Origin of the sequence: Polaromonas sp. CF318 (assembly GCF_000282655.1) — a bacterium.
Taxonomy (GTDB): domain Bacteria; phylum Pseudomonadota; class Gammaproteobacteria; order Burkholderiales; family Burkholderiaceae_C; genus Polaromonas.
Genome location: NZ_AKIV01000073.1, coordinates 26,979 through 48,214, shown reverse-complemented (window position 1 = coordinate 48,214; position 21,236 = coordinate 26,979). Strand labels below are relative to the sequence as shown.

The window sequence follows — 21,236 nt, the reverse complement described above, 5'->3', positions numbered from 1 at the left end:
GGGATTGTGCCCACAAAGCACGGACGCAAAAAAGGGCGACTTGCGCCGCCCCTAGAAAACCTTTGCAGGCTCTAAAAAAACCAGCTTTACCGTTGGGTTATTTTTTATCCCGCAACTCGCGGCGAAGAATTTTGCCGACCGGTGTCTTGGGCAGCTCGGTGCGGAACTCCACCACCTTGGGCTGCTTGTAGCCGGTCAGGTTGGTCTTGCAGTATTCGCGCACCTGGGCTTCGGTGAGGTCCGGATTTTTCTTGACGATCACCAACTTGACGGCTTCGCCCGACTTTTCGTCGGCCACGCCCACGCAGGCGCATTCCATCACGCCGTCGAGCTTGGCCACCACGTCTTCGATCTCGTTCGGGTAGACGTTGAAGCCGCTCACCAGGATCATGTCCTTCTTGCGGTCGACGATCCTGAAGAAGCCGTTTTCATCGAGCACGCCGATATCGCCTGACTTGAAGTAGCCGTCCGGCGTCATGACCTTGGCGGTTTCGTCGGGGCGCTGCCAGTAGCCGGCCATGACCTGCGGGCCCTTGATGGCGATCTCGCCGGGCTGGCCCTGCGGCACTTCGTTGCCGTCGTCGTCGAGCAGCTTGAAGTAGGTGCCGGGAATCGGCACGCCTATGGTGCCGGTGAAGGCCTTGCTGTTGGTCGGGTTGCAGCTGGCCGAGGGCGAGGTCTCGGACAGGCCGTAGCCCTCGCAGACGGGGCAGCCGGTTTTCTCGAGCCAGAGCTTGGCCACCGCGCTTTGCACGGCCATGCCGCCGCCCAGTGAAATCTTCAAGTGCGACCAATCCACCGTGTTGAAGTCCGGGTGGTTGGCCAGGCCGTTGAACAGCGTGTTGACGGCCGGGAAGCTGTTGACCTTGTGCTTGGAGAGTTCCTTGAGCACCGCGGGCAGATCGCGCGGATTGGGGATCAGGATGTTCTTGCCGCCGGTGCGCATGCCCAGCATCATGTTCACGGTGAAGGCGAAGATATGGTACAGCGGCAGCGCGCAGACATAGGTGGGCTGGTGGCCGGCCTGCATACTGGCCATGGCCGGGCCGTTCCAGGCCTCGGACTGCAGCACGTTGGCGATCACGTTGCGGTGCAGCAGCACCGCGCCCTTGGACACGCCGGTGGTGCCGCCGGTGTATTGCAGCACGGCCACGTCGTCGGGCTTGATGTCGGGGCGCTTAAGCGTCAGGCGCGTGCCCTGGGCCACGGCGTCGTTGAAGCGCACGGCGCCCGGCAGGTTGAAGGCCGGCACCATTTTTTTGACGTTGCGCACCACGTAGTTGACCAGCGCGCCCTTGAGCATGCCGAGCTGGTCGCCCATGGCGCACAACACCACGTGCTTGACCGGCGTGGCGGCAATGCACTGCTCCAGCGTGTTGGCGAAGTTCTCGATGATGACGATGGCCTTGGAGCCAGAATCCTTGAGCTGGTGCTCGAGTTCACGCGGGGTGTACAGCGGGTTGACGTTGACCACGACGTAGCCGGCGCGCAGGATGGCCGCCACGGCCACCGGGTATTGCGGCACGTTGGGCATCATGATGGCGATGCGGTCGCCCTTGGCCAGGCCCAGGCTTTGCAGGTAGGCGCCGAAGGCCAGCGAGAGGCTGTCGGTCTGGCCGAAGGTGACGTCCTTGCCCATGAAGCTGTAGGCGACGCGGCTGCCGTGCTTTTTGAAGCTTTCCTCCATCAAGGCCACCAGCGACGGGTATTGCGACGCGTCGATGTCGGTGGGAACGCCCGGCGGGTAGGCCTTGAGCCACGGGCGGTCAATGGTCGCTGCATTCATGTTTGTCTTCTCCATTACGTTTTGCTTACAGCCATGGATTCTCACGGCCTGCCCTCTTCGTGGCTATTGCGTTTTCCCTAGGAAACCCGGGAAATCAGAAGGGGAGCCCCTCTAAAGTGGATGGGCACCGAGGCATCCGGCCGCGGTACAGGCTTATTCGATGGCCTTGCCCATGTCTTCAATCACCTTTTTGGCATCGCCGAACACCATCATGGTTTTGTCCATGTAGAAGAGTTCGTTGTCCAGGCCCGCATAGCCTGCCGCCATGGAGCGCTTGTTGACGATGACCGTCTTGGCCTTGTAGGCCTCCAGGATGGGCATGCCGTAGATGGGGCTGCCCTTGACGTGCGCCGCGGGGTTTACCACGTCGTTGGCACCCAGGATGATGGCCACGTCGGCCTGGCCGAACTCGGCGTTGATGTCTTCCATTTCATGCACCTGGTCGTAGGGCACTTCGGCCTCGGCCAGCAGCACGTTCATGTGGCCCGGCATGCGGCCGGCCACCGGGTGGATGGCGTACTTGACGTTGACACCCTTGTCGATGAGCTTTTGCGCCAGCTCCTTGACCGAGTGCTGCGCGCGCGCCACCGCCAGGCCGTAACCCGGCACGATGATGACGGTTTCGGCATTGCCCAGGATGAAGGCCGCGTCGTCGGCCGAGCCCGACTTGACGGGGCGCTGCTCCTTGGCGCCAGCGGCGGCCCCGCCGGCCTCACCGCCGAAGCCGCCCAGGATCACATTGAAGAAGGAGCGGTTCATCGCCTTGCACATGATGTACGAGAGGATGGCACCCGAGGAGCCGACCAGCGAGCCGGCAATGATCAGCATGGAGTTGTTCAGCGAAAAACCGATACCGGCCGCCGCCCAGCCCGAGTAGCTGTTGAGCATGGACACCACCACCGGCATGTCGGCGCCGCCGATCGGGATGATGATGAGCACGCCCATCACGAAGCTCAGCGCCAGCATCGCGAAAAAGGCTGGCCAGCTGCCGGTGAACATGAACACCAGCCCCAGGCCTATGGTCAGCAGGCCCAGCACCAGGTTCAGCTTGTGCTGGCCGGCGAACTGCACCGGTGCGCCCTGGAACAGGCGGAACTTGTAAGTGCCCGACAGCTTGCCGAAGGCGATCACCGAGCCGCTGAAGGTGATGGCGCCAATCGCCGCGCCCAGGAACAGCTCCAGCCGGTTGCCGGTGGGGATGGCGCTGCCCTTGGCCGCGATGCCGAAGGCATAGGGCTCGGCCACGGCGGCCACGGCGATAAAGACCGCGGCCAGACCGATCATGCTGTGGAAGAAAGCCACCAGCTCGGGCATCTTGGTCATTTCAACCGTCTTGGCGCGCCAGGCGCCATAGCCCCCGCCCACCACCAGGCCCACCAGGACATAGACCATGCCCAGGGCCTTGCCGCCCGAGATTTCGACAATCAGCGCGGCCGTGGTCAGCGCGGCGATGGCCATGCCCACCATGCCGAACAGGTTGCCGCGAATAGAGCTGGTGGGGTGCGACAGGCCCTTGAGCGCCTGAATAAAACAAACGGAAGCCACCAGGTACAGCAGCGTGACGAGGTTCATGCTCATTTGGCGGCTCCTTCAGCGGGCGCGGCGGCTTTCTTTTCTTTCTTGCGGAACATCTCCAGCATGCGGCGCGTCACCAAAAAGCCGCCAAAGATGTTGACGGCCGCCAGCGCCACGGCCAGCACGCCCATGGTCTTGCCCAGCGGTGTCTCAGTCAGTGCGGCCGCGAGCATGGCGCCCACGATCACGATGGCCGAAATCGCGTTGGTCACCGCCATCAGCGGCGTGTGCAGGGCCGGCGTGACGGTCCACACCACGTGGTAGCCCACATAGATGGCCAGTACAAAAATAATGAGGTTGATGAGGGTGGGTGACACTGCATCCATGGTCTTCTCCGTGAGAGCTGCCGGCCAGGGGCCGGCCTTATTTACGATGGGTCCTGGGGTCCTGTGGGGGCCGGTGGATTCGGGACGGCTACTTGCGCTTGACCTCGCCGCCCTGCGTCATCAGGCAGGCCGCGACGATGTCGTCTTCCATGTCGACCTTGATCTCACCTTCCTTGGTGATGATGAGCTTGAGGAAGTCGAGCAGGTTGCGCGCATAGAGAGCGCTGGCGTCGGCCGCGACCAGCGCCGGCACATTGGTTTCGCCGATCAAGGTCACGCCATGCTTGACCACGGTCTTGCCGGCTTCGGTGAGCGGGCAGTTGCCGCCCTGCGGCGCGGCCAGGTCGACGATCACACTGCCGGGCTTCATGGCCTTGACCATCTCTTCGGTGACCAGCACGGGCGCGGCGCGACCCGGGATCAGCGCGGTGGTGATGACCACGTCGGCCTGCGCCACGCGTTTGGCGACCTCGGCCTTTTGCCGCTCCAGCCAGCTGGGCGGCATGGGCTTGGCATAACCGCCCACGCCGACGGCGGCTTCGCGCTCTTCGTCGGTTTCATAGGGCACATCGATGAATTTCGCGCCCAGCGATTCAACCTGTTCCTTCACGCTGGGGCGCACGTCGCTGGCCTCGATGACCGCGCCCAGGCGCTTGGCCGTGGCGATGGCCTGCAGGCCGGCGACGCCGACGCCCAGGATCACCACGCGTGCGGCCTTGACCGTGCCGGCCGCCGTCATCAGCATGGGGAAAAAGCGCTGGTAGCGGTCGGCGGCCATCATCACGGCCTTGTAGCCGGCGATGTTGGCCTGCGAGGACAGCACGTCCATGCTTTGCGCGCGGCTGGTGCGCGGCGCGGCTTCGAGGGCAAAAGAAGTCAGCTTGCCGGCGGCCAGGCGCTGCAGGCCGGCGGCGTCAAAAGGATTGAGCATGCCGACCAGCACACCGCCGGCTTTGGCCAGCCCCATTTCGCTGTCCAGCGGACAACGCACCTTGAGCACGATGTCGGCGCCGTAGGCGCCCGCCGCGTCGGTGATCTCGGCGCCGACGGCCGTGTAGGCCTCGTCGGGAACGCTGGCGGCGACGCCGGCGCCCGACTGCACACGGATGGTGTGCCCCTGGGCCTTGAGTTTTTTGGCCGTCTCGGGCGTGATGGCGACGCGTGTTTCTCCGGCCGTGATTTCGGCGGGTACCCCAATCAGCATGGGTCTCTCCTCAGTACGTTGGTATGGGCTTGGTGGACATCAGCCCGTGGCTGGGCTTGTGCGTGATCTGTCTTCTGCGTGTCTGTATTTGTACCTGTCATGAAGCTTACATGAGATTTTTGCGATTTTTTGTCACGGCAGTCTATAGTTTTTGCGCATTCCGCAGCCGCCCATAAAAATAGCCCCCTCGGACGCCATGCGCCTGAAGGGGCTGCCACGCCGCGCTGTGCGCCGTGTTATTTGGCCGTCGGCATCACGAACTCGGCGCCCTTGCCTATGCTTTCGGGCCAGCGCTGCATGATGGATTTCTGCTTGGTATAGAAGCGCACGCCCTCTTCGCCATAGGCGTGCATGTCGCCGAAGAGGCTCTTTTTCCAGCCGCCGAAGCCGTGCCAGGCCATGGGCACGGGGATGGGCACGTTAATGCCGACCATGCCGACCTGGATGCGGCGGCTGAATTCGCGCGCCACATGGCCGTCGCGGGTGAAGCAGCTCACGCCGTTGCCGAACTCATGCGCGTTGATGAGCGCCACCGCCTCGGCGAAATCCTTCACGCGCACGCAGCCCAGCACCGGGCCGAAGATCTCTTCCTTGTAGATGCGCATCCCGGGCGTGACGTGGTCGAACAGCGTGCCGCCCATCCAGAAGCCCTTGTCGCAGCCGGCGCCGGCCTGTGCGCCCTTGAAGCCGCGGCCGTCGACCAGCAGCTTCGCGCCTTCCTTCACGCCGGTGTCGATATAGCCGGTGATGCGCTGGTGCGCGGCCGCGGTGACGATGGGGCCCATCTCGGCGTCGAGCTCCACGCCGTTCTTGACCACCAGCGTTTTGGCGCGCGCCTCCAGCATGGGCACCAGCTTGTCGGCCACATTGCCGACCAGCACCGCCACCGAAATCGCCATGCAGCGCTCGCCGGCCGAGCCGTAGCCCGCGCCTACCAGCGCGTCCACCGCCTGCTCGAGGTCGGCGTCGGGCATGACCACCATGTGGTTCTTCGCGCCGCCCAGGGCCTGCACGCGCTTGCCATGGCGGGCGCCGGTTTCATAGATGTAGTTGGCGATCGGCGTGGAGCCGACAAAGGACACGGCCTTGACGTCGGGGTGCACCAGCAGCGCGTCGACAGCCTCCTTGTCGCCCTGCACCACGTTGAAGACGCCGTCGGGCAGGCCCGCCTGCTTGAGCAGGTCGGCCATGAACAGGCTGGGGCTGGGGTCTATCGGGCTGGGCTTGAGCACAAAACAGTTGCCGGCGGCAATCGCCACGGGGAACATCCACATCGGCACCATCACCGGGAAGTTGAAAGGCGTGATGCCGGCCACCACGCCCAGAGGCTGGCGCAGCGTCCAGTTGTCGATGCCGGTGGAGACCTGGTCGGTGAAGTCGCCCTTGAGCAGCTGCGGGATGCCGCAGGCGAATTCCACGATGTCAATGCCGCGCGAGACCTCGCCCTGCGCGTCGGTGAAGACCTTGCCGTGCTCGGCGGTGATCATGTGGGCTAGCGTGTCCTTGTTCTGGTTGAGCAGCTCCAGGAACTTGAACAGCACGCGCGCGCGGCGCAGCGGCGGCGTGTCGGCCCAGGCCGGGAAGGCCGCCTGCGCGGATGCGACAGCCGCGTCGACCTCCGCCGTGCTGGCCAGCGCGACGTGGCCCGACACCGCGCCGGTCGCGGGGTTGAAGACTTCCTGGCTGCGGCCCGAGGTCGGTGCGGCGACGCGGCCGTTGAGGTAGTGGCCAATGGTGGCCAGGGGAGCGGTGGCGGCGGGTGACAAAGACATGGGGAAATCCTCTGGAGGTGGCCGGGCGGCCGGCGGGGAGCCCGAAAGGGGCGGCTTGCTGGCAGTCTAGGCCTGCAGGGCCGGATTGATAACTCCCTCATTTGTGATTACATTGTTCATATTCCTGAACAATCGAGGGCTGGGGCGACCCGGCGCCCGCACCATGTCCTCCGACCAGCTCTCCCCCCTTGTCGCCGACCTGCACCTGCTGACGGTGCTGGCCGCCACCCGCAGCTTCACCGAGACGGCGCGCCGCCTGGGCGTCTCCAAGGCCTCGGCCAGCATGCGCATCAGCGAGCTGGAGCGCGCCGCCGGCGTGATGCTGGTACGGCGCACCACGCGCTCGGTGGGTCTGACCGAAGCCGGCCAGCAGCTGGTCAACGGCATGCAGCCGGCCTTTGCCCGCATCAGCGAAAGCTATTCGGCCGTGAAAGACCTGGTGGGCACGCCGCGCGGGCTGATACGCGTGACGGCGCCGGTGGCGCTGGGGCGCCAGCACCTGGCGCCCTGCGTGGCGGCCTTTCTCAAGCGCTTTCCCGAGATCCACATCGAGCTCGAGCTGACCGACCGCTTTGTGAACCTGGCCAATGAGGGCTTCGACCTGGCGATACGCCACACCAACACGCCGCCCGATACCCATGTGGCCTGGGTGCTGTGCGAAACGCGCTCCATCCTGCTGGCCAGCCCCGATTACCTGGCGCGGCGCGGCGTGCCTACCCAGCCCTCGGAGCTCGCTGGCCATGACTGCCTGCTCTACCTGGGCAACCACAACACGGGCAGCTGGACCTTTATGCGCAACGGCAAGCGCAAGTCGCGCGAGCAGGTCGGCGTCAGCATCAGCGGCACGCTCAAGGCCAACAACAGCGAGGTGCTGCGCGAGGCGCTGGTGGCCGGCCTGGGCATAGGGCTGCTGCCGGACTTCAGCGTGCCCCCGGGCGGCGGCGGGCAAGCGCCCCTGGTCCATGTGCTGCCCGACTGGCAGGTGCAGGGCTTTTTCGGCGAGCGCATCTATGCCTTGAGGCCCTGGTCGGCCCAGGTGCCCAAGGCCGTGCAGTGTTTTGTCGAGCACCTGCGCGAGAGTTTTGCCCGCGGCTTCGGCGCCGCGCAGCCTGCCCCGGCGCCGTGACAATCCGGCCAGAGGAAAAATACCCCGACGAACCGTCACGCGCGCCACGGATAATCACCGCCATGAACAATCGATGGAAGCCCAGCGTCACGGTCGCTGCGGTCATAGAAAAAATAATCGACGGCGTCCCCAAGTTCCTGCTGGTGGAGGAGGAGACCCGGGACGGTCTCAAGCTCAACAACCCCGCCGGCCACCTGGACCCGGGTGAAAGCCCGGTTCAGGCCTGCGCCCGCGAAACGCTGGAGGAATCCGCCTGGCACTTCAAGCCCACGGCCATCGTCGGCGTGTATTTGTCGCGCTTCGAGCGGGCCGTGCCCGGCCAGGACCAGCCGCTGGACATCACCTATTTGCGCTTCGCGTTTTGCGGCGAGCTCGGCGACCACGTCCCCGGCCAGGCGCTGGACGAAGGGATTGTGCGCACCGTCTGGCTGACGGCCGACGAGATCCGGGCCAGCGTGCCCATGCACCGCAGCCCCCTGCTGCTGACCTGCCTGGAAGACTACCTGGCCGGCAAGCGCTACCCGCTGGAGCTGGTGACCACGGATGCCAGCGTGCATGCGCCGCTGGGCGAAGGCGGGGCTCAGTAAAGAATCCGTTGCGCCACGGGTGGCGGCGTCCATTGGTATAGCCAGGTTTCCGTCAAGGGCTGGCCGTCGACCTGCAAATGCATGCGCAGGTTGATGGGTGCCGTGCTCTCGCCATCGGGGCGCAAGTCGAACATGGCGCGCCACCCCTTGATGGCGTCCAGCGGCCGGGCCGACGTCAATTCAACCGTGCCGCGCGAGGCGGTGATCACGGCCTTGACCTGGGCCCCGGCATTGAGCAACGCAAAGTCGCCGCCCGCAAAATCGACCGCAAAACGCCGTGAGTAGGCGGTGCGTTTTTGCCCCACCACGCCGCCCAGGCCGGTGCGTGTGGCCACGCAGCGCGCCAGCGGCCCTTGCGCGGCGGGCGGCTGGCCGCCCCAGTGCAGCCGGTAGGAAAACAGCAACTCCTGCCCCGCCTGCGGCTTGTCCCTGGGGTTCCAGAAGGCCACGATGTTGTCAAAGGTTTCGTCCACGGTCGGGATCTCCACCAGCTGCACTGCGCCGGCGCCCCAGCCCGCCTTGGGCTCGACCCACAGGCTGGGGCGTTTTTCGTAGAACACGCCGTCGTCCTGGTAGTGGTCAAAGTTCCGGTCGCGCTGCATCAGGCCGAAACCGCGCGGGTTGTCGTCCTGGAAGGCGTTGAACTGCAGTTGCGCCGGGTTGGTCAAGGGGCGCCACAGCCATTCCCCCGTGCCGCTGTGCATGGCCAGGCCGTCGGTATCGTGGATTTCACCGCGCCAGTCCCAGCCCATACGCCTGTCGTTTTCGCCGGTCTGGAACATGCTGGTGCACGGCGCGATGCCCAGTCGGTCTATGGTCTTGCGCGGGTACAGCGCGACGTCCAGGTCCATGATCTGCGTGTCGCCCGGCGTAATCACAAAGCGGTAGGCGCCGCTGACGCTCGGCGAGTCCAGCAGGGCGTAGACCGTCAGTGAAGCCGCCTTCGGGTCCGGCTTTTCGAGCCAGTAGCCGATGAAATCCGGAAACTCTTCCGGGAAAGTTTGCGCCGTGTCGATGGCCAGACCCCGTGCCGACTGGCCGTACTGCCATTCGCCGCCCACCGCGCGAAAGTAGCTGGCGCCCAGGAAGGCCGCCACGTCACGCACCGGATCGGTGTGGAAATTGAGCCGGAAGCCGGCAAAACCGAGATCGGCGGGCAGTTTGTCGCCCCGCACGCCGCTTTTCCCGTAATCAAACATGGCCGGGTCATAGGCCAGTTCCTGGGCCTGGCCGTTGCTCACTTCGTACATGCGCACCGGCGTCTTGAAATACAGGCCGAGGTGGAAAAACTTGGCCACGAAACGCAGTTTGTCGTCGCCCCACAAGGCATGGTCGTCCCGAAAGCGAATGGCCTGGTGCTGGTCCCAGTTCAAGTCCGAAATACCAGCCGGTAACGCCGCCGACCGGGGCCGGTAGGGTTTGGCGGCCAGGTCGCGCGCCTGGCCCTTGAGCGCCGCGTAGTCGAAGGCCTGGGCCTTGCCCACGGGTTTGAGGCCCGCGGCCCGGGCCAGGGACGAAAGCCATGGCAGCCCGGCGGCCATGCCGGCAGCCGCGGCGGCCCGGCCGGTGCGGGAAAGAAATTGACGTCGTTGCAAAGTGGCAGCTCCTGCAGGAAGGGGCTTTCCATTGTGCTGGAAACATCCGCGGCGACGCGCTGCGGCCGTCGACATTAGTCCGAATGGCTCAACAAGCCCGGCGGTTTGCCCCTGGCGAGCGCCAGCCTGCGGCCGCATGGCCAGCAGGGCCGTAAGGCCCGAAGCAGGCGCAAAAGCTTTCGCCTTTTTACAATGGCGCCATGGACAACCCGCAAATCAACATACACAGCCACGGCGGCAAGCGGCAACGCATCGTCGTCGGCCTGAGCGGCGGGGTGGACTCCGCGGTAACGGCGCACCTGCTCAAACAGCAGGGCCACGAGGTCATAGGCATCTTCATGAAGAACTGGGAAGATGACGACAACAGCGAGTATTGCTCGTCCAACATCGACTTCGTGGACGCCGCCGCGGTGGCCGACGTGATAGGCATCGAGATAGAACACGTCAACTTCGCGGCCGACTACAAGGACCGCGTGTTCGCCGAATTCCTGCGCGAATACCAGGCCGGCCGCACGCCCAATCCCGACATCCTGTGCAACGCCGAGATCAAATTCAAGGCCTTCCTGGACCACGCCATGCGCCTGGGCGCCGAGAAAATCGCGACGGGTCACTATGCACGCGTGCGCCACAACGAAAGCACCGGCCTGCATGAACTGCTCAAGGGCCTGGACCCGGCCAAGGACCAGAGCTACTTCCTGCACCGCCTGAACCAGGCTCAGCTGTCAAAGACGCTGTTCCCGGTGGGCGAGCTGCACAAGACCGAGGTGCGCCGCATCGCCGACGAAATCGGCCTGCCCAATGCGAAGAAAAAAGACTCCACCGGCATCTGCTTTATCGGCGAGCGCCCTTTCCGCGATTTCCTCAACCGCTACATCGCCAAGGCGCCCGGCCCCATCAAGAATGACAAGGGCCGCGTGCTCGGCGAACACGTGGGCCTGTCCTTCTACACGCTGGGCCAGCGCCAGGGCCTGGGCATAGGCGGCGTGAAAGCCAAGGGTGCCGACCTCAAGGCCGCGCAGGCGCGCGGACTGCGCGGCGTGGGCGAGCACGACCCCTGGTTTGTGGCGCGCAAGGACCTGGAGACCAACACGCTGTGGGTGGTGCAGGGCCATGACCACCCCTGGCTGCAATCGACGGTGCTGACGGCGCAGGACTGCAGCTGGGTGGCGGGCCACCCGCCCGCGCCCGGCGCCATGGCCGCCAAGACACGCTACCGGCAGGCCGACGCCGCCTGCGAGCTGCGCCAGGCCTCCAGCGACAGCTGCGAGCTGGCGTTTGCCGATGCGCAGTGGGCGGTCACGCCCGGTCAGTCGGCCGTGCTTTACCAGGGCGAGGTCTGTCTGGGCGGCGGCGTGATCACCGCCAGCAATGTGCAGAACCAGCCGGCGGCCGCGCCGCCCCACGCCGGCGCGGCGCGTCACAGCGCGGTTTCGACGTAGGTGTAGATGTAGTTGGAGCCGCCGTTGACGTTGCCCAGCAGGCGCGACGAGCCAAAAATGCCCGAGCGGTGCGACACGCCGAAGCCGATATAGGTTTCCTTGAGCGGCCGGTAGCCGATCAAATCGCCCAGGCTCACGTCCAGGGTCGGGTCCAGGAAATTGAGCATGCGCGAGGCCGGCTTGCCGTTGGCCGCCAGACTGGAAGCCTCGATGTAAGGGGCGCGCTGCGCCATCGACACCCCCACGCCCAGGCCCAGCCGGGTTTTCACGCGATGGCTCCAGGGGAAGCCCGAGTACACGGCCTTCATGAACAGGTCGAGCTGCATGCCGTTGGCCTGCAACCCGCGCTCGTTGTGCTGCGTCAGGCCCACGTAGCCGATGAAGTCCAGCGGCCAGCCGTTCACGTTGTTGAGAAAGGGCTTGCCGACCTGGATGCCGGTGATGCTGGTCGAATTGGTCTTGGCCGTCGACAGGCACTGTGCCGTGATGATCTTGGCCAGGTGGCAGCCGTCCTCGGTGGACTTGCCGTACAGCACCTTGAAGTAGGTGGGCGTGTCGTTCTCGGCCCATTCGCGCTTGTGGCCGCCGAAATCGTAGGCCGCGCCCACATACACCGCGGGCAGCACGCTTTTTTGCACGATGGGGCTGTCCTTGACCTTGTTGCCCAGGAAGGTCGCCGACACGCCGGCCAGCAGGCGCCAGCGCTCCGTGAGGTCATAGGACCCGTAAAGCCCGAGGGAAGTCTGCACGCCCGCGCCCGGCGCATAGGCGGGACGGCCCGCCGTGGCCTCGCCGGTCTGCACACCGTAGTAATAGTTGTTGAGTTTGGCGTCGCGAAACGCCACCGTCAGGCTGGGGCGCAACATCCAGGGGCCGGAGCGCCAGTCATAGGAATAGCCGAGGCGGAACTCATTGCCCTTGTAGGTATTGCCGATGTCGTGCACCAGCTCGGCCTGCAGCGTGCCCCAGGGCTGGCGCCAGCGGTAGGCCAGGCCCAGGTCGATGGCGGAGTCGCGCGCCGACATGCCGGCCAGGCTGGCCGGCAAGCGCTCGGTGGGAAAGCCTTCCAGGCGCTGCTCCACAAAAAGGTCCAGCCGCCGCTCGTCGCCGTTGAGCAGCTTCACGCCGCCACGGTTGGCATGCAGGAACAGCCGCTCGCCTTCGTAAAGGTAGAGCGGCAACAGGTCGTAGCGGGCGCCCGCGTCCTTGTAGGGCGAGCGCTCGACGCGCATCACGAGCCCGAGCCCGGCGCTGCCCGTCGCCGGGAGAATGTCGGTGATCGGCTCGATGTTGCCACCGGCCAGGGTCGGTGCGGCCGCGCACAGGCCGCTCAGCACAAGGGCGAAACCGCGCAGGATGCCGCGCGGCAAAGGGAGCAGAGGGAAACGATTCATCATTTTTTTTAGGTGTTGGATGCCGGCCGCGCCCGGGCAGGCGCGGCAAACACTCCGATGCTATCCACGAACAATGCATTTTCCCTGGCCGATTTGTAAGAAAACAGGCACAGATCGGATAGGCGCTTATCTCCATGCGAGGCTTTACCCTCACACGCCGGCTCACACGTACACTGCCTATCGTCGGGTCTCCCTTAACTCAACGGAGCCTGTTATGCCCAAATTCGTGATCGAACGTGCCATCCCCGGACTCGGCGCCCTCAAGCCAGCCGAGCTGCACTCCATTTCCCAGAAATCGTGCGGCGTGCTGCGCGAACTCGGCCCCGACGTGCAGTGGGTGCAGAGCTACCTGACGGGAGGCAAGATGTACTGCGTCTACAACGCGGCCAGCGAGGAACTCGTGAGGGAACATGCGCGCAGGGGCGGCTTCCCGGCGGACTCCGTCGCGCGGGTCACCGGCGTCATAGACCCCACCACCGCCGAAGCCTGAGGCCCACCCATGGCTGCGCAAGCCCCGAACGAGATGCCGCCTTTGGGGCTTGCCATCCACCTGCTCGGCCCGCCGCGCGTGGAGCGGGACGGCAAGCCCCTGCCGGCGCCGCGCGGCCACAAGGTCTGGGGCCTGCTGGCCTACCTGGTGCGCAGCGAGTCGCCGGTCAGCCGCAAGCAGCTGGCGGGACTGCTGTTCGAGGATGCCGAGGACCCGCTGGCCGCCCTGCGCTGGAACCTCAGTGAACTGCGGCGCCTGCTGGGCAGCGCGGATTTGCGCGGCGACCTGCTGGCGCTTGCGCTGGCGCCCGCGACCTACGTCGACATCGGGGCCGTGCTGTCGGGAAGCTGGGCGCAAGCCCTGTGCGTGCCCGGCCTGGACCGCGAACTGCTCGAAGGCATGAATTTTTCAGGCAGCCCGGCCTTCGAGGTCTGGCTCGCCACGGAACGCCGCCACCTTCAGGCCGCCGCCGAGGCCGTGCTGCGTGAGGCCGCGCTGGCCCGTCTGGCGGCCGGCGCCATGGCCGAAGCCGCCACACTGGCCGGCCGGCTGGTGCGCCACAACCCGCTGGACGAAAACTACCAGGCGTTGCTGGTGCGCAGCCTCGCCGCTTGCGGCGACGGCGTGGGCGCGGCACGCCAGGCCGCCGCCTGCCGTGAATTGTTCCAGCGCGAACTCGGCGTGCAGCCGGGCGCCACACTGGATGCCGCCCTGCGCACCGCCACCGCGACGCCCACCGAGCGACCGGCCACCGGTCGCGCCGCGGCACTGGCGCAGCTGGAGGCCGGGGAGGCCGCTATAGGCGCCGGAGCGCTCGACGCCGGACTGCAATGCCTGCGCCGCGCCATTGTCGAGGCCGACGCCACCGGCGACACGGCGCTGCGCGCGCGTGCCCGCGTGGCCCTGGGTGGCGCGCTGGTGCATGCCGCCCGCGGCCGCGACGAGGAAGGCGCCACGGCGCTTCACGAAGCACTGGAGGTGGGCCGGGACGCCTCGCCGGCGCTCGCCGCGGCGGCTTGCCGCGAGCTCGGCTACGTGGAATTCCTGCGCGGCCGCTACGAGCGCACGCTGGCCTGGCTGCAGCGCGCCGCGCCGCTGGCAGGCGGCGACCGCACGGAGCAGGCGCGCATCGCCACCGTGCACGGCAGCGCGCTCAGCGACACCGCGCATTACGCGGCCGCCATCAGCCTGCTGCGCGAAGCCGAGGCGCTGGGCGCCGCCGCCGGCGACCACAAACAACTCGCCTACGCCCTGTCCATGCTGGGGCGCGCGCTGCTGCTGCACGGCGAGCTGGACGCCGCCGCCGACGCCCTGGACCGCTCGGTGGCGCTGGCCCAGCCGGGCTGGACCGCTTTTGTGCCCTGGCCGCAATCGCTGCGAGCCGAAGTTGATTTGCTGCGCGGCGACGTGGAGGCCGCCGCAAACCGTTTCGAGCATGCCTTTGCGCTCGGCTGCCAGATCGGCGACCCCTGCTGGGAAGGCATTGCCGGCCGAGGCCTGGGGCGGGTGGCGATGGCACGCGGCGAGCCCCAACGCGCGGCCGAAATCCTGGTCGACGCGCTGGCGCGCTGCGTGCGCCTGCCCGACGCCTACCTGTGGGGCAAGGGCTACGCGCTCGATGCGCTGTGCGGCGTCGCGGTGGCCGAGGCCATGCCCCAGGCCTCGGCCTGGATCAACGAGCTGCAGGACCTGGCCGCGCGCAGCGGCATGCGTGAGCTCACGGTGCGCGCCTGCCTGCACCGCGGCGCGCTGGGCGACGGCGCGAGCGCGGCCGCGGCCGGCTTGCTCGCCGGCCAGATCGACAACCCCGCGCTGCACGCCCTCGCCGGGCTTTGACAGCAGCGACGACACCCCCCAAGAGCTTGATGATGAAGACGAAACCCAAAGACACCGTGTTTCACGGCGGAACCCGGCGCCTGCTGCCCGGCCAGGCGCTGCGCCTGCCGCGGCGCGGCGGCGAATTGACGGTGCTGCGCGGCCGGCTCTGGCTCACGCGGGGCCAGGACCCCGGCGACCACTTCATCGCTGCCGGCCAGCGCGTACGCCTTGGCGACCACGAAAACGCGGTGATCGAGCCCGCGGAAAGCGCGCGGGGCGTGAGCCTGCACTGGGAGCCCTGCCGCCCGGGCCTGGCCGGCGCCCTGCTGGCCCGGCCCTTGAGCGGCGCGGCCTTCCTGGCTTTTGTGGCGGCCCGCGGCTTCGCGGCGCTGGCGCGCCAGGCGGCTGCGGCTGCCAGGCGCGCGCGCGGGGATGGCGAAATCAGCGGCGGCCCTGCCTTGTTCGTTGCGCTCGAAGGCGGCCGGGCGCGGGAGCCGGGCCGGCGCTGCTGAAACTCAGCCTTCCTTAACCTCGCTGACGGCCTGCCCTTGCTGCGCCCTGTCCGCCAGCAGGTCAACAAAGGCGCGGACCTTGGCGGGACGAAAGCGCGCGGCCGGAAACACCGCGTGGATACCGCCCGAAGGCAGCTGCCACTGCGGCAGGACCTCGATGAGACGGCCGGCCGCAAGGTCGCCGGCCACCGCATAGTCGGGTAGCACCGAGAGCCCCGCGCCCTGGCATACGGCCTCGCGCACGGCCAGTGTGGCGTCGAGAAAAATCGAAGCCTGCACAGTCACGGCCTCGCGCTCTGTCTCGCTCAGCGAAAAATTCCAGGCGAGGTGGTCACGCAAGGCGGTGTTGGCGACGAAGGGAAGATCGGCGATGTCTTGCGGACGTGTGAGCCGCGCCACTTGGGCCTTCATGGCCGGCGGCGCCACAAGCAGTTGCCGGAAGGCGCCGATTTTTCGGGCCTGCAAACTGGTTTCAGCCAGCCAGCCGACACGGATTGCCAGTTCGAAGTTGCCGGACATCAGGTCCATCGTCTGGTCGCTCAGGACCGCATCGACCTTGCACGCGGGATATCGCCGGGTAAAGGCGGCGATGGCCGGCACCACCACACCGACGCCATAGTCGAAGGGGGCGGTGAGCCGCAGCATGCCGGACGGCTCCGCCGAAGTTTCGGCCAGGTCGTCGAAGGCATTCCCGGCCTCGCGCAGGATCAGTGCGCAACGCAGGTAAAAGGCCTGGCCCAGTTCGGTGGGCTGCACCTTGCGCGTGGTGCGCACCAGCAGCGACGTGCGGAACTCGCGCTCCAGCCGCGCGACCTGCTGGCTGACCACGGCCTTGGTGATGCCCAGGCGATCCGCCGCCGCGGTGAAAGAGCCGGTTTCCACCACCGCCGCGAAGTAGGCCAGGCGCCTCAGGTTTCCCAGCCCCGCGAGGCCGCTGTCGTCGTGATTGTTTACTTTAAACATACATAGTGTTTATCAGGGATGTCTTTAACAGTCAATGCAGAGTGCCTACCATCGCTTCCATTGACGCAAGAAGCCTATGAACAAGACCCTGCATTACCTGTTCGACCCGCTGTGCGGCTGGTGCTACGGCGCCACGCCAGCGCTCTCGGCATTGAGCGAAGTTCCCGCTGTCAGCGTCGAATTGCTGCCGACCGGGCTGTTCTCGGGCGCGGGCGCAAGGCCCATGGACAGCGAGTTCGCCGCCTACGCCTGGTCCAACGACCAGCGCATAGAGCGCCTGACCGGGCAGCGCTTCAGCGAACAGTACCGCCAGCAGGTTCTAGGTGATCGCCAGCGGCTTTTCGACAGCGGCCCGGCCACCGTGGCGCTGACGGCGGTATCCTTGACTGCGCCGGCCAGGGAGCTGGAAGCCCTCAAGGCCATACAGCATGCACGCTATGTGGACGGCAAGGACGTGACCTCACTGGAAACCCTTGCCGGCCTTTTGCGAGGGCTGGGCCTCCAGCAGGCCGCCGAAATGCTCACGCAGCCCGGTCCGGATCTTCTCGCGGCCAACCAGGCCCGTACCCGCCAGGCACAGGCCTTGATGCAGGAATTCGGCGCCCGCGGCGTGCCGACCTTGATTGCCGACTCGGGTGCCAGGCGCTGGATCGTCAATCACACGGCGTTCTATGCCACCCCCCGTGCACTGATCAGCGAGCTGGAGGCCTGAGCCAGGCGCCTGACTCAAGCGCGCCCGGAGAACCCCTTTTAGTGTCAACCGTAAGAAAGCGAACCATGACCACACGAAGAGAAGCCATCAAAACTGTAGCCGCCGCGGGTGTCGCGACGGCCATCTTAGGAGTGAAAAGCACCATGGCTGCAAATACCAACCTGACCTGGAAACATTTCCCAGCCGGCGAGCATGGATTCTTCCGCGCCCCGGTCCTCATCTCCGGCGAGCGCGAGGCCGTGCTGATCGATGGCGGCTTCACGCTTCCCAACGGCAAAGCGCTGGCCGAGGCCATCAAGGCCACGGGCAAAAAACTCACGACCATTTACATCAGCCAGAGCGATCCTGATTACTACTTCAGCCTCGCGCCCATCAAGGCGGCGTTTCCCGATGCCAAGGTCATCGCCGCGCCGGCCACGATCGCGGCCATCAAGGGCAATGTGGAAAAGAAGCTGGCGACCTGGGGCCCCCAGCTCAAGGAAAACGGCCCGCAGGCCCTGGCCGACATCGTGATGCCCGAAGCCTTCGACGGCCGGAGCCTGACCCTGGAAGGCCAGGCCCTCGAGATCGCCAACGTCGACGGCCTTGCGAATCGCCGCTACATCTGGGTGCCTTCGCTGAACGCCATCTTCGGCGGTGTGCTGCTGTTCTCCGGCGTGCATGTGTGGACCGCCGACACACAGGGCGCCGAAGGCCGTGCCGCCTGGGTGAAAGCGCTTGACGCGATGGCGGCGCGCAAACCCGCCGTGGTGGTACCCGGCCATATGGCGGTCACGGCGGCGGTGGATGCAAGCGCGATCAAATACACCCGCGACTACCTCATCGCTTTCGAAGAAGAGCTCGCCAAGGCCGCCGACAGTGCCGCCCTCATCGCGGCCATGACCAAACGCTATCCGGACGTCGGCATGGGCGTGGCGCTGCAAATTGGCGCCAAGGTCGCCAAGGGCGAGATGAAGTGGGGTTGAGGCCATGATGTCGAACATCGACATCGTCCGCGCGCACTATGCCGCGTCAGCGCAGGGGAACCTCGACGCGATGATGGCCCATGTGTCGCCGCAGGCGCGCTGGACCGAGATGGCGGGCTTTCCCTGCGCGGGGACCTGGGTCGGGCCGCAAGCGGTGGCGGAGAACGTCTTTGCCGTACTGGGCAGGGACTGGATCGGCTATCGCTTCGAACTGCAAAGCCTGATCGACGCCGGCGAGCATATCGTCGGGGTGGGAAGCTACCACGGCACCTACCGCGCCACGGGAAAAGCCATGCGGGCCCGTGTGGCCCACATCTGGCATCTGCAAAACGGCAAGATCGTGGCCTTCGAGCAATTCACGGACACGCTGCTGGTCCGCCAGGCCATGGGTAGCCACTAAGAAAAAAGAAAAGAAAAAGCCCGCCCTCCTCTCGGAGCGCGAGCCTTGGTCAAAACACTGTTGGTAGGGCGCCCGATGTGCGTGTGCTGAACAAGCTGATCGAATCGGGTGCTACGCATTTGCGCGCCGGCATTGACGACAGCCGCTAAAATTCCGACCGGAAGCAAAGGGCACCGGGAGGTCGATCGCCTCGTTGTTGAAGGCAAAACATGGCAATAAACCATCTTGAGGTGGATGACGGGGCAATACACCCCGGCACGCGCACATCGCTATTCCTGCCTTCGCCCTTGCTGGCGGATTGCGTGTGCGCTTATGTGGTGCGCGACACCTTGGACACCCAACTGACTCCCCAACAAAGCTTCAGTCATTTACCGGTGTCTCCGCTGGTCAGCATTGTTTGGTTGATCCAAGGTGGAAGATCATCCGTACCTGTCGGTAATGGCGAATGGCCCCCGTCGTCAAGACGGGTTGTCTTGCGCGGCCCTCGCACGCAACCCACGGTTTGGCAAAGCCACGGCCCGGCCCTTGGATTTTCACTGACTATTTTTCCGGATGCATTTCATGCGCTGACACATTTGAATGTGACCAGTTTGCTTGACCAGGCCAGGAACCTGCAAACCGTACTTGGCAAGGACTGGCAGCAGATGGCAATTGCCGTCCTGCGGGCCGGCGACGACCTGGAACGCATTCAAATCATTGAGGCTTTTTTAACGCCTCGCTGGACACCTGTGCGTGCGCCGCGGCCGGTGACAACGCCGCCGGATGGCCTGTCCTTGTTCAATGACTGGGTCGATGCGGTAGCGCTGCGTGCCTCCGCTTCAACCCTTGGGCAAAGCACGCGCCAACGGGAGCGGCTCATCAAGGGGCAATTGGGACTTCCCATGCGTGCGATCCGTGGGCTGGTACGCATGGAGTCCACATTGACGCGGGGACACGACTCCAACGCGTTTGGAGGCCCGTCTCTGGTGGATGTCGCCCATGCAATGGGATTCTCCGACCAGGCGCATTTGTGCCGGGAAGTGAAACGCTACTCCGGTCTGAATCCAACGGACCTGCAGCGCGCCATTGAAACCCAGGAATCCTATTGGCCTTACCGCTTGAGGCAGGCGCTGAAAGTGCGTTGATAGCCCTGAATCCCGCCCCCAGGCGTGTCTATGCGCCCGCGATTCTTGCGGCCGGCGCCACCAGGTGCGCCGAAATGTCGTTTTGATTCAAGACCGAATCCCCGCACTTCCGTAACATCCGAGGCTTTTGTTTGCCCAGCGGACAAAGGTCTCCGGTCATGCCCCCTTTTGCGGCTGTAGCACTGGGGCTTCAGCACTGTGCAAGTTCAAGTGACAGGCAGCTTTGGCGCCCGATGTTTTTTGAAAAATTGGAAATTGCATTGCAGCTACTCACTGAACAGACCACAACCATTGCCAGATCCGTCGAGGCCACATACCTGTACGCGACAAATCTTGAGCATTTCGCCGAGTGGTTTCCGGGCGTTTTATTCATGGAGTCAGCCAACACGCTTGGGCACGCCCAGCGCGGCAAGGAATATCTTGAAACGGTCGCCGTCCCTCTGAGGGGCAAGAGAAAAATCAAAATCAGTGTCAAAGACGCTCAATCCAACAAGGTGTTCGTTACCGAGGGCGAGTTCCCGCCCTTGATGCCAAGAATGGAAATGCTCTTTCAGGCAACGGGCGCCGGTTCCTGCAGCGTGACATGGCGCATGCTCAGCCGCAACAAGAGCTTTCTATTCAAAACCACGCTCCTGCTTTTGTTCAAGCGCGTCATGCGCAAAAGGGCGGCCATTGGCATGAAGCGCCTGCAGCAAGCCCTCGAAAATCCGGTGGCGGAGCCCGCTGAAACCTGACAAGGCATTGCCACCCTTCACCACGGCGGCTTTCCCGATGAACTTCCACTTTTTCCATCTTTGACCCCACCATGCGCTTGCACATCAGCCCCCAATTTCTCAGCCTGAGCCTGGCCCTGCTGCTCATTACCTCTCCGGGCCACGCCCAGGGTGTCTACAAATGGGTGGATGCACAGGGTAAAACCCACTACGGCGAGCAACCGCCCGCCAACGATAAACCCAGTGAGGCACTGAAGCTGCACAGCAACAGCAGTTTTGGCGGCGACAACAACGGCAAAGTGCGGGCCACGGAATACAACGCCGACGGCACCAAGAAAATCCCCAAAGACGTGCAGGACCTGGCCAAAGGAATGGAGAAAGCCCTGCGGAAAGCAGACCCCAAGGAGGTGCCGCTGGACTGCGCCAGCGCGGTCAGAAATGCACAGGACCAGGCGGATACGGCGCTGGAAGTGAGCGCCAAGAACCTGAGAACCGGCTACATCACCCAGGCGGACTACGACAGCAATGCCGCCAAGTTGCGGCGCGCCAAGGCAGAGACCAACCTGGCCAGTTGCCAGTCCGCCACGGGCAGGGATCGTGCCTTCTACCAGTGCATGTCCAACGGCAACAACCACTTCCTGGCGTGCATCAAGTAGGCAAGCACTGCGCGATTTTCCCGACCCCACCAGCCTTGATAAACCCCGGGCGATTCCAAATACCTTGTTTCACAGCAAG

Annotated in this window: 20 protein-coding genes; 12 read left to right on the top strand and 8 right to left on the bottom strand. The window is 65.3% G+C overall.

From position 1 onward, the window contains the following. Positions 1–97: 97 nt before the first annotated feature. The 5 genes from PMI15_RS13985 to PMI15_RS13965 form a co-directional block, all read right to left on the bottom strand. The gene (locus tag PMI15_RS13985) at positions 98–1,786 is read right to left on the bottom strand and encodes a long-chain-fatty-acid--CoA ligase (protein ID WP_007869984.1); all 1,689 of its coding nucleotides are present in this window, start codon (positions 1,784–1,786) and stop codon (positions 98–100) included. Positions 1,787–1,939: 153 nt separating this feature from the next. Further along, the gene (locus PMI15_RS13980) at positions 1,940–3,364 is read right to left on the bottom strand and encodes an NAD(P)(+) transhydrogenase (Re/Si-specific) subunit beta (RefSeq protein WP_007869983.1); all 1,425 of its coding nucleotides are present in this window, start codon (positions 3,362–3,364) and stop codon (positions 1,940–1,942) included. Then, positions 3,361–3,687, bottom strand: coding sequence for an NAD(P) transhydrogenase subunit alpha (locus tag PMI15_RS13975; RefSeq protein ID WP_007869982.1), 327 nt, complete (start codon positions 3,685–3,687; stop codon positions 3,361–3,363). The genes PMI15_RS13980 and PMI15_RS13975 overlap by 4 nt, the downstream gene beginning before the upstream one ends. 88 nt (positions 3,688–3,775) lie before the next feature. Beyond that, positions 3,776–4,891 (bottom strand): Re/Si-specific NAD(P)(+) transhydrogenase subunit alpha, encoded by a 1,116-nt coding sequence (locus tag PMI15_RS13970; protein WP_007869980.1) that lies wholly within the window; start codon positions 4,889–4,891, stop codon positions 3,776–3,778. Positions 4,892–5,127: 236 nt separating this feature from the next. After that, the gene (locus tag PMI15_RS13965) at positions 5,128–6,663 is read right to left on the bottom strand and encodes a CoA-acylating methylmalonate-semialdehyde dehydrogenase (RefSeq protein ID WP_007869977.1); all 1,536 of its coding nucleotides are present in this window, start codon (positions 6,661–6,663) and stop codon (positions 5,128–5,130) included. Between the two features lie 163 nt (positions 6,664–6,826). Here PMI15_RS13965 and PMI15_RS13960 point away from each other — a divergent pair, with 163 nt between their 5' ends. Continuing rightward, positions 6,827–7,789 carry a LysR family transcriptional regulator gene (locus tag PMI15_RS13960; RefSeq protein ID WP_007869974.1) on the top strand — a complete coding sequence of 321 codons (963 nt, stop codon included), beginning with the start codon at positions 6,827–6,829 and terminating at the stop codon, positions 7,787–7,789. 62 nt (positions 7,790–7,851) lie between these two features. Then, positions 7,852–8,376 carry an NUDIX hydrolase gene (locus PMI15_RS13955; protein WP_007869972.1) on the top strand — a complete coding sequence of 175 codons (525 nt, stop codon included), beginning with the start codon at positions 7,852–7,854 and terminating at the stop codon, positions 8,374–8,376. On the opposite strand, the gene PMI15_RS13950 is transcribed toward PMI15_RS13955, so the two are convergent. Further along, positions 8,370–9,971 (bottom strand): glucan biosynthesis protein D, encoded by a 1,602-nt coding sequence (locus PMI15_RS13950; protein ID WP_036839060.1) that lies wholly within the window; start codon positions 9,969–9,971, stop codon positions 8,370–8,372. The genes PMI15_RS13955 and PMI15_RS13950 overlap by 7 nt on opposite strands. A 200-nt stretch (positions 9,972–10,171) precedes the next feature. Here PMI15_RS13950 and mnmA point away from each other — a divergent pair, with 200 nt between their 5' ends. Further along, positions 10,172–11,410, top strand: a complete 1,239-nt coding sequence (gene mnmA / locus PMI15_RS13945) for a tRNA 2-thiouridine(34) synthase MnmA (protein WP_007869966.1) — start codon at positions 10,172–10,174, stop codon at positions 11,408–11,410. Here the strand turns inward: mnmA and PMI15_RS13940 are convergent. Then, a complete protein-coding gene (locus PMI15_RS13940) occupies positions 11,389–12,804 on the bottom strand; it encodes a MipA/OmpV family protein (RefSeq protein ID WP_007869963.1) in 1,416 nt (471 codons plus the stop codon). The genes mnmA and PMI15_RS13940 overlap by 22 nt on opposite strands. A gap of 214 nt (positions 12,805–13,018) precedes the next feature. Here PMI15_RS13940 and PMI15_RS13935 point away from each other — a divergent pair, with 214 nt between their 5' ends. From PMI15_RS13935 to PMI15_RS13925, 3 genes are read left to right on the top strand one after another with little or no spacing between them, the layout of a single operon-like run. Beyond that, positions 13,019–13,294 carry a DUF4242 domain-containing protein gene (locus PMI15_RS13935; protein ID WP_007869951.1) on the top strand — a complete coding sequence of 92 codons (276 nt, stop codon included), beginning with the start codon at positions 13,019–13,021 and terminating at the stop codon, positions 13,292–13,294. A 9-nt stretch (positions 13,295–13,303) separates the two neighbouring features. Next, positions 13,304–15,130 (top strand): BTAD domain-containing putative transcriptional regulator, encoded by a 1,827-nt coding sequence (locus tag PMI15_RS13930; protein ID WP_007869949.1) that lies wholly within the window; start codon positions 13,304–13,306, stop codon positions 15,128–15,130. A gap of 32 nt (positions 15,131–15,162) precedes the next feature. Further along, positions 15,163–15,624 (top strand): DUF2917 domain-containing protein, encoded by a 462-nt coding sequence (locus PMI15_RS13925; protein ID WP_007869945.1) that lies wholly within the window; start codon positions 15,163–15,165, stop codon positions 15,622–15,624. Positions 15,625–15,627: 3 nt separating this feature from the next. Here PMI15_RS13925 and PMI15_RS13920 read toward each other — a convergent pair whose 3' ends face one another. Then, a complete protein-coding gene (locus PMI15_RS13920; RefSeq protein ID WP_007869940.1) occupies positions 15,628–16,587 on the bottom strand; it encodes a LysR family transcriptional regulator in 960 nt (319 codons plus the stop codon). A 76-nt stretch (positions 16,588–16,663) separates the two neighbouring features. On the opposite strand from PMI15_RS13920, the gene PMI15_RS13915 reads away from it, so the two are divergent. The 6 genes from PMI15_RS13915 to PMI15_RS13890 all read left to right on the top strand — a co-directional run bounded on the left by PMI15_RS13915 (position 16,664) and on the right by PMI15_RS13890 (position 21,157). Beyond that, positions 16,664–17,299, top strand: a complete 636-nt coding sequence (locus PMI15_RS13915; protein WP_007869937.1) for a DsbA family protein — start codon at positions 16,664–16,666, stop codon at positions 17,297–17,299. Between the two features lie 65 nt (positions 17,300–17,364). Beyond that, positions 17,365–18,264, top strand: coding sequence for an MBL fold metallo-hydrolase (locus PMI15_RS13910; RefSeq protein WP_007869933.1), 900 nt, complete (start codon positions 17,365–17,367; stop codon positions 18,262–18,264). A gap of 4 nt (positions 18,265–18,268) precedes the next feature. Further along, entirely contained in the window at positions 18,269–18,664 is a 396-nt protein-coding gene (locus tag PMI15_RS13905) for a nuclear transport factor 2 family protein (RefSeq protein ID WP_036839052.1), read from the top strand. Positions 18,665–18,873: 209 nt separating this feature from the next. After that, the gene (locus PMI15_RS24825) at positions 18,874–19,788 is read left to right on the top strand and encodes a helix-turn-helix domain-containing protein (RefSeq protein ID WP_007869928.1); all 915 of its coding nucleotides are present in this window, start codon (positions 18,874–18,876) and stop codon (positions 19,786–19,788) included. 233 nt (positions 19,789–20,021) lie between these two features. After that, positions 20,022–20,522: an SRPBCC family protein gene (locus PMI15_RS13895; protein WP_007869924.1), complete on the top strand. Its 501-nt coding sequence runs from the start codon at positions 20,022–20,024 to the stop codon at positions 20,520–20,522. Between the two features lie 71 nt (positions 20,523–20,593). Then, positions 20,594–21,157 carry a DUF4124 domain-containing protein gene (locus tag PMI15_RS13890; protein ID WP_007869922.1) on the top strand — a complete coding sequence of 188 codons (564 nt, stop codon included), beginning with the start codon at positions 20,594–20,596 and terminating at the stop codon, positions 21,155–21,157. Positions 21,158–21,236 lie beyond the last annotated feature (79 nt).